Origin of the sequence: Microcoleus sp. B13-B6 (assembly GCF_036705405.1) — a bacterium.
In the GTDB taxonomy this organism is placed as follows: Bacteria; Cyanobacteriota; Cyanobacteriia; order Cyanobacteriales; family Microcoleaceae; genus Microcoleus.
The window spans coordinates 14853-22120 of sequence record NZ_JAUBUJ010000126.1; the positions used below are offsets into that span (position 1 = coordinate 14853).

Here is a 7268-nt window from a genome sequence, read left to right on the forward strand (position 1 = left end):
GTTTTTTTGGTCGAGTTTGGTAAACACTGGGTGAAAGTACGGAACAACGGTTGTTTTGCGGATTTAAGGGCGATCGATGTTACGCACTGGTGATCAGAAACCGGGTTTTTCGCAGAATACTTCGTTACAAACCTGCATAAATCGCAAAAACCCGGTTTATGCAGGTTTTGATGCGTGTTAACAAAAATTCACATCTAATTCAACGGCCCAATCCACCGCACAGCACGACTTTCAACCATCTGCTCAAAAAAACTTTCAGAATTTCGCATAAATTCCCCCAACTTACCCTGATAAGTAAATGTAGGAACAAAGTTGCGGCCGCACTGAACTATGACTGATAAATCCAACCCCTCCGAGGGGGAAGACCACTTATCTGACGAATCCGATGCTGTTGGGTGCTCAGTAAAATCGGAAAAGTTCGATCGAGATCCCGCCCACCAGCAAATCGTCGAACTCGTCACCAAAGCTTGCCAGCATCCCCCCGGCAGTCCCCAGCGAGGTCGTTTCTTGCATCGACTGATTCTAGAGATTCTCAAATCGGGCAAACTCTGGAAAGAACACACACCTTACTACAAAGAGGCACTTAACAAGACATGGATCTATCTGTCTCGGAATTTATGTGAAGCTACCACAGCAAAACGACCTTACGATCCCGAAGAAAGCCTGATTACGACTTGGTTAAATCCCTATCTCCAAAAGCGGCTGTTAGATTGTCGTCTGGCCGAACAGAAAGCAAAGCAAAATATAACAGATCGACGGCTGGTTTCTTTAGATGATGAAGATGATGACGGTCTCAAGCCAAGTGAAAAAATTCCTGCTACTCCCGATCTAACTTTCTATATGGAAGAGATTCTAGAATGGATTGAGACCGATCCAACTGGCGTGTTGAAAAGCAATCACCTTCCCAGAAGACCGGATATAACTTGCCAAGTTTTGTTGCAGCGTAAATGGTCATCCGGTCAAAGCATGGAACAACTAGCAGCAGAGTTGAACTGTGCGCCTTGCACTTTGTATAAATTGCTCAAGCTTCAATGCCTCCCTCTGCTGCAAAAATTTTGCGAAGACCAAGGATATCAACTAATATTACCAGGAGTAACACAAAAATGAACAATAACAGTATCGAAAACCAATCATTCCCAATGCCAATTACCCAAAAGGCAATTCGTCTAGCATGGCAATTTGCTTCGGAACAGCGTCACCCCCAAAGAGTAGAACAGATTTATCTCAACACTTTAGCTTTGCTCGCAGTTCGGGATTACTTAACAATCTTGGATATTGAAACTGACTTGACTCAATGCGATAGCTGGAATCCAGTAATTAGGATGTTTGAGGATACGGCAGATTTGTATATTACAGGGTTGGGTAAAATTGAGTGTCGCCCAATTAGGAGCCCAGACCACAAGGGAGAAAATGGCAATAAAAATTCATCTGTGAATTCCCCAGAAATGTGCCATATTCCTATCGAAGCTAGGGAGGAACGCATTGGTTATATTGTAGTAGAAATTGATCGGGATGAAAAGGAAGCAAGATTGCTGGGATTTTCCCCGACTGCTGAGACGGGGGAATTAGTATTGAGCGATTTAGATTCCCTGGATGACTTCTTGATTCACCTGGAACATTTGTCGGAATCTCTAGAACATTTATCTGAATCTAACGTCAATCTGCGTCAGTGGTTGGAGAATATTTTTACATCCGATTGGGAGTCGGTTGAATCGATATTTGATCCACAGCCGGATACTTCCCCGGTGAAAATAGAAAATCCGGTTAAATCTAATTTAGGCCATTGGTTTAAGAATGTTGCAGAAACAGGTTGGCAGAAAATTGAGCAAGGTAAAAAAAATTTAGAACACCTTATTTTTCCTGACGATAACCCAAGTTTTGTATTCCGAGGAGGTGGTAATTCGAGAGTCGAATCTGCCTCGCAGAGGCGTCAAAGCAGCATAAACAGGTTTCCCGAAGCTGATGTGACGCGGGCTAAGTTGATTGACTTGGGAATGCGTTTGGGAAGGACGAGTGTTGCTTTGTTGGTGGCTATTGCCGAAGAGGACGATCGCACTGTCAGAGTTCACGTCCAGTTGCATCCGGCGATCGGCGATCGTTATTTGCCTCGTCACCTTAAACTGTCGTTAATATCCGATGCGGGAAAAGTTTTAGATGAGGTTGAATCGACTGTTCAAGATCAGTGTATTTCACTGGAATTTTACGTGGAACCCGAAGAAAGTTTTAGTATTCGACTTGCGCTGGATGATTTGAGCATAACAGAAAATTTTATGGTATGATTTTGCGATTACTGTTACCATAGCAAAGTTATGACCTGGACTGTCATATTGGCTTTAGGGTCTGGAAATCTTCAAGAAGGATTTCCTCACATCACGGCGAAGTTGAAAAACCAAGCAAGACCTATCAGTATTCAATTCAAAGGAAGCTTGCCACCAGCACCAGACGTTGAGGTGCTGCACAGAAGATGGAAAGCTGTTTGTACCGGACTGCAATCTAGCAGAAGCGCTGCTCGAATTAAAGTCAATTATGCAAGCACAACTCACATTTCTGAAAGCAATCCTGATGCTATATATCAAGGTTTAAAAAAAGAGATACAAACATGGCTGAAGACTGACCATTTTTACAGCAACATAGAGGTAAATCTCAGGACACAAATCGGCAATCCCTCGGAAGCTGTTGTTCAAATATTTCTAGAGTGCGATGATTCTCAGATTTCGGAGTTGCCTTGGGATGCGTGGATTTTTCGCGAAGAGTACCGCCACAGTGAAATCATCCGCAGTCCGTCAGAGTATACAATACCTCCTCAACAGGAAACTAAAGGAGGAACATATCTATCTTCGCGAGGTAGAATTCTATGTGTTTTAGGTAATAGTAAGGGAATAGATGTTAAAAAAGATAAAAGGATTATTGAAAAATGTTTGGGCGAACGCTGTCAATTAGAATTGCTGGATAACCCGACACCGGAAGAATTTAACGATCGCCTTTTTGATGAAAAAGGCTGGCAAATTTTATTTTTTGCCGGACACAGCGATAGCGATGATAATGCTACAAACGGACGGCTGCATATCAATCAAAATCCTGGCAACAATACTATCAAAGTAGAGGATTTAAAAATAGGTGTAAAGCGAGCGAGTTTCAAAGGTTTGCAGTTGCTAATCTTTAATTCCTGTTCGAGTTTGGGATTGGCGGCGGACTTGGTGGCCCAGAACTACCCTTTGCCGTCGATAATTGTGATGCGCGCACCAATTCCCGACCAAATTGCTCACGATTTTGTGAAGTCTTTGTTCAAATATTTAGCCGATGGAGAGCCTTTGTTTTTGGCAGTGCGAAAAGCTAAGGATGATTTGCTGCGCTGGGAATCTCGATTTCCGGGCGCTAGCGGGATTCCGGTACTATGTCAGCATCCAAATTTTGAGGAACTAACGTTACCGGGAGGTGGCGCAACTAAATCTTTAATTTCAGCGGCAGATGATGTGGCGGGCGATCGCCCCAATAACCAATCATTAATTCTTCCAATTGATTGGATGCAGCGGGCGGCAAAAAGTTTAGGCATTACCGCTATCAGTTATATGTTAATGGGCCCGATACTTGGCCGCGTTGTGAATGAAATAGGAAAAACCAGCCACCGTCAGGGTCAACTATTGATCGCTGAAAAATGCTACCAATTAGCAACTTTACTAAATTTAAATTATGCCACACCTCATTATAACTTAGCTGTGTTGTATGAGGACTTGAATGAAAAAGAACACGCGCAAAAATTAATGAAGGATGCAGCGCGGCGGGGTTCTGCTGAGGCGAATTCTCAAGTATCTCGATCGCTGATTCTCAACAATCAACCTCAAGAAGCTTTAAAATTTATTGCTCGCTGTTTAGAACACACTGAATATGACGGAGTAAAAGCCGCTTGTTTTAAAAATCGGGGTTGGGCGCGGTTTAAACAAAAGCAATATGACGCTGCTGAAGCAGATTTAAGAATAGCAATAGGATTCAGAGGCGATAGCCCTGAAGCTCAATGCCTTTTAGCACAGGTTCTCGAAATCAAAGGTAAGCCGCAAGCAGCCTTAGAAGCCTGGAATCAGGCGCTTAAATATTCTGATTACCGCGTGCCGAAACAAGATGAATGTATGCGAATTGCCCAGCAACGTTTACAAGCAAAAGGAAATATAAAGTGAAAATCAGGATTGCAGTTTTTATAGCTTTAAGCTCGATCGCAACTACCGCGCTAGCAGCCAGTAACAGAATATCCAACGGACTGATTATCCATAGTAGCGGGGAAGTTGCGATCGATCGCCAAAACGGCCGAATTGTCCGCCCTACCAGCGGTACGCCGCTTTATCCGGGAGACACACTGCGAACAGCACAAAACGCACAACTGACGATCCAGTGTGCAGATTTGGGAATTAAGTCGATCGCACCGGGTGAAAATCAATTGAATAGCTGTTTGTTAGCCAAAGAAGAGTCGAAATCTGATTGCAGCACCGACTTGATTAAATGTCCCGATCGCGGCGACGATAAAATTGCTTGGAATAGCGCGCCAATTCCTTATATAATCAGTCCGCGGCGGACGAAATTGCTCGACAGCAAGCCAATTTTGCGGTGGAATCCGGTTGCTGGTGCGACTAGCTATAAGTTGAGCCTCCGCGAAAATGGAGCGAAATTAAACTGGGAAATGACTGTTAGCGGTACTGAGGCTGTGTATCCGGGGGAACCAGCGCTGAAACCGGGTGTTAGGTACCGATTGATTGTCGAGGCGAATACGGGCGCTTCTTCTGAAAGTGCTGTGGGACAAGGAGATACAGAGTTTAGCTTGCTGGATGAGAAGCAAGTTGAGGCTGTTAAAGATGCGGTTGGGGCGATCGACAAACAAGTACCTAACGAAAACGCCAAAAAATTAGCAATTTCTAGCGTTTATCTTAACACAAACTTGATAGCCGAAGCAATAGAAATTTTAGAAAATATACAAAAAGCAGGAGTGGAAACACCGCCAATTAATCGAGCCTTGGGCGATATGTATCTGGAAAAGCTACAACTGGTTCCCCAGGCTGAAGTCTACTATTCCAAGGTGATTAATACGGCGAAACCTGACGATATTGAGGAGTTGACAGCGGCTCGATACGGATTGGGGCAAGTTCATTCAGCGATGAGAAATAATCTGGAAGCTATGAAATATTTGCGAATGGCAAAAGATGGATATACAACTTTGGGAGATTTGCCAATGGCGGAAAAGGTAGAGAAGCAATTGCGAGATTTGCAAAGGAGGGAACAGAGGAAATAGTAAATTGCTGATGAATCTACGCTCGCAATAACCAAAATTCGTAGGGGCGGGTTCGCGACTAATTTTGTCACCCAAAAATAATGTTTATAAACCCGCCCCACCCAACTAATAACCCCAAACAACATCAATTCGTAGGGGCGGGTTCGCGAGGGATTTTGTCACCCAGAAATAATCTTTATAAACCCGCCCCACCCAACTACTAACCCCAAACAACATCAATTTATATGGTTAAATTCAATTAATTATTAATATTTGGGTGGGGTGGGGGCGGGTTTTTACGATCCGTCGTTGGGTGTCATATATTTCGGTGAACCCGCCCCTACAGGATTGTGATATTATAATCTATTGGTAGATGAATCTACGCTGGCAATAACCAAAATTCGTAGGGGCGGGTTCGCGACTAATTTTGTCACCCAAAAACAATTTTAATAAACCCGCCCCCACCCAACCAACAACCCCAAATAACATCAATTTATATGGTTAAATTCAATTAATTATTAATATTTGGGTGGGGTGGGGGCGGGTTTTTACGATCCGTCGTTGGGTGTCATATATTTCGGTGAACCCGCCCCTACAGGATTGTGATATTATAATCTATTGGTAGATGAATCTACGCTGGCAATAACCAAAATTCGTAGGGGCGGGTTCGCGACTAATTTTGTCACCCAAAAACAATTTTAATAAACCCGCCCCCACCCAACCAACAACCCCAAATAACATCAATTTATATGGTTAAATTCAATTAATTATTAATATTTGGGTGGGGTGGGGGCGGGTTTTTACGATCCGTCGTTGGGTGTCATATATTTCGGTGAACCCGCCCCTACAGGATTGTGATATAATATTCGATATTGTATTGATTACAAAAAAAATATGAAATACAATCCCGATATCCATCATCGCCGTTCTATTCGTCTACCAGGATATGATTATAGGCAACCAGGTGCATATTTTGTGACAATTTGTATCTGGCAACGTCAGTGTTTATTAGGTGACATTGAAGAAAGAAAGATGCTATTAAGCTGTTACGGTCAAGTGGTTAACTTTAATTGGTTTAATCTCAAGACAGTATATCCTCATATTGAATTAGATTCTTTTGTGATTATGCCGAATCATATTCATGGAATTATCCTCATAAAAAATCGGGATAAACGTCACGGCTTATCGGAAATTGTGAGAGGCTTTAAAACATTTTCTTCCCGTCGGATCAATCAACTGCGTCGTGTTTCAGGAATCCCTGTATGGCAAAGGGGTTATTACGAACATATTATTCGCGATGAGACAACGTTTGCAAAAATTCAGGAATATATTATCAACAATCCGTATAAATGGGAAACCGATGAAATGCACCCATCTAAAAAATTTTACAATTCCAATAAAATCCATATAAAATTAGATAACAAAAATGTATTGTTGATGAATCTCCGATCGCAATAACCAAAATTCGTAGGGGCGGGTTCGCGACTAATTTTGTCACCCAAAAACAATCTTTATAAACCCGCCCCAAACCAACCAATAACCCCAAATAACCAAAATTCGTAGGGGCGGGTTCGCGACTAATTTTGTCACCCACAAACAATTTTAATAAACCCGCCCCCACCCAACCAACAAGCCCAAATCACATCAATTTCTGGTTTAATTAAATTAATTATTAATATTTGGGTGGGGTGGGGGCGGGTTTTTACGATTCGTCGTTGGGTGTCATATATTTCGGTGAACCCGCCCCTACAGGATTGTGATATTATAATCTATGGTTGATGAATCTACGCTCGCAATAACCAAAATTCGTAGGGGCGGGTTCGCGACTAATTTTGTCACCCACAAACAATTTTAATAAACCCGCCCCCACCCAACAAATAACCCCAAACAACATCCCCGCCACCGGGTTAAATTCAATGAATTATTAATATTTGGGTGGGTGGGGGCGGGTTTTTACGATTCGTCGTTGGGTGTCATATATTTCGGTGAACCCGCCCCTACAGGATTGTGATAT

5 protein-coding genes are annotated in these 7268 nt (G+C 42.8%); all 5 read left to right on the forward strand.

Annotated elements, in window-relative coordinates:
- Positions 1 to 330 precede the first annotated feature (330 nt).
- Complete coding sequence (locus tag QUB35_RS34750) at positions 331 to 1107, forward strand: sigma-70 family RNA polymerase sigma factor (RefSeq protein ID WP_333146934.1); 777 nt, start codon at positions 331 to 333, stop codon at positions 1105 to 1107.
- Positions 1104 to 2279, forward strand: a complete 1176-nt coding sequence (locus QUB35_RS34755; protein ID WP_333146936.1) for a DUF1822 family protein — start codon at positions 1104 to 1106, stop codon at positions 2277 to 2279. Before QUB35_RS34750 ends, QUB35_RS34755 begins: the two co-directional genes overlap by 4 nt.
- A gap of 30 nt (positions 2280 to 2309) precedes the next feature.
- The gene (locus QUB35_RS34760; RefSeq protein WP_333146938.1) at positions 2310 to 4172 is read left to right on the forward strand and encodes a CHAT domain-containing protein; all 1863 of its coding nucleotides are present in this window, start codon (positions 2310 to 2312) and stop codon (positions 4170 to 4172) included.
- A complete protein-coding gene (locus QUB35_RS34765) occupies positions 4169 to 5275 on the forward strand; it encodes a hypothetical protein (protein WP_333146940.1) in 1107 nt (368 codons plus the stop codon). The genes QUB35_RS34760 and QUB35_RS34765 overlap by 4 nt, the downstream gene beginning before the upstream one ends.
- Positions 5276 to 6148: 873 nt before the next feature.
- A complete protein-coding gene (locus QUB35_RS34770) occupies positions 6149 to 6712 on the forward strand; it encodes an REP-associated tyrosine transposase (RefSeq protein WP_333146942.1) in 564 nt (187 codons plus the stop codon).
- Positions 6713 to 7268: the final 556 nt, after the last annotated feature.

Coding starts and splice junctions, on each gene's coding strand:
- QUB35_RS34770 (WP_333146942.1), top strand. CDS start 6,149: ATGAAATACAATCCCGATATCCATCATCGCCGTTCTATTCGTCTACCA.
- QUB35_RS34755 (WP_333146936.1), top strand. CDS start 1,104: ATGAACAATAACAGTATCGAAAACCAATCATTCCCAATGCCAATTACC.
- QUB35_RS34750 (WP_333146934.1), top strand. CDS start 331: ATGACTGATAAATCCAACCCCTCCGAGGGGGAAGACCACTTATCTGAC.
- QUB35_RS34760 (WP_333146938.1), top strand. CDS start 2,310: ATGACCTGGACTGTCATATTGGCTTTAGGGTCTGGAAATCTTCAAGAA.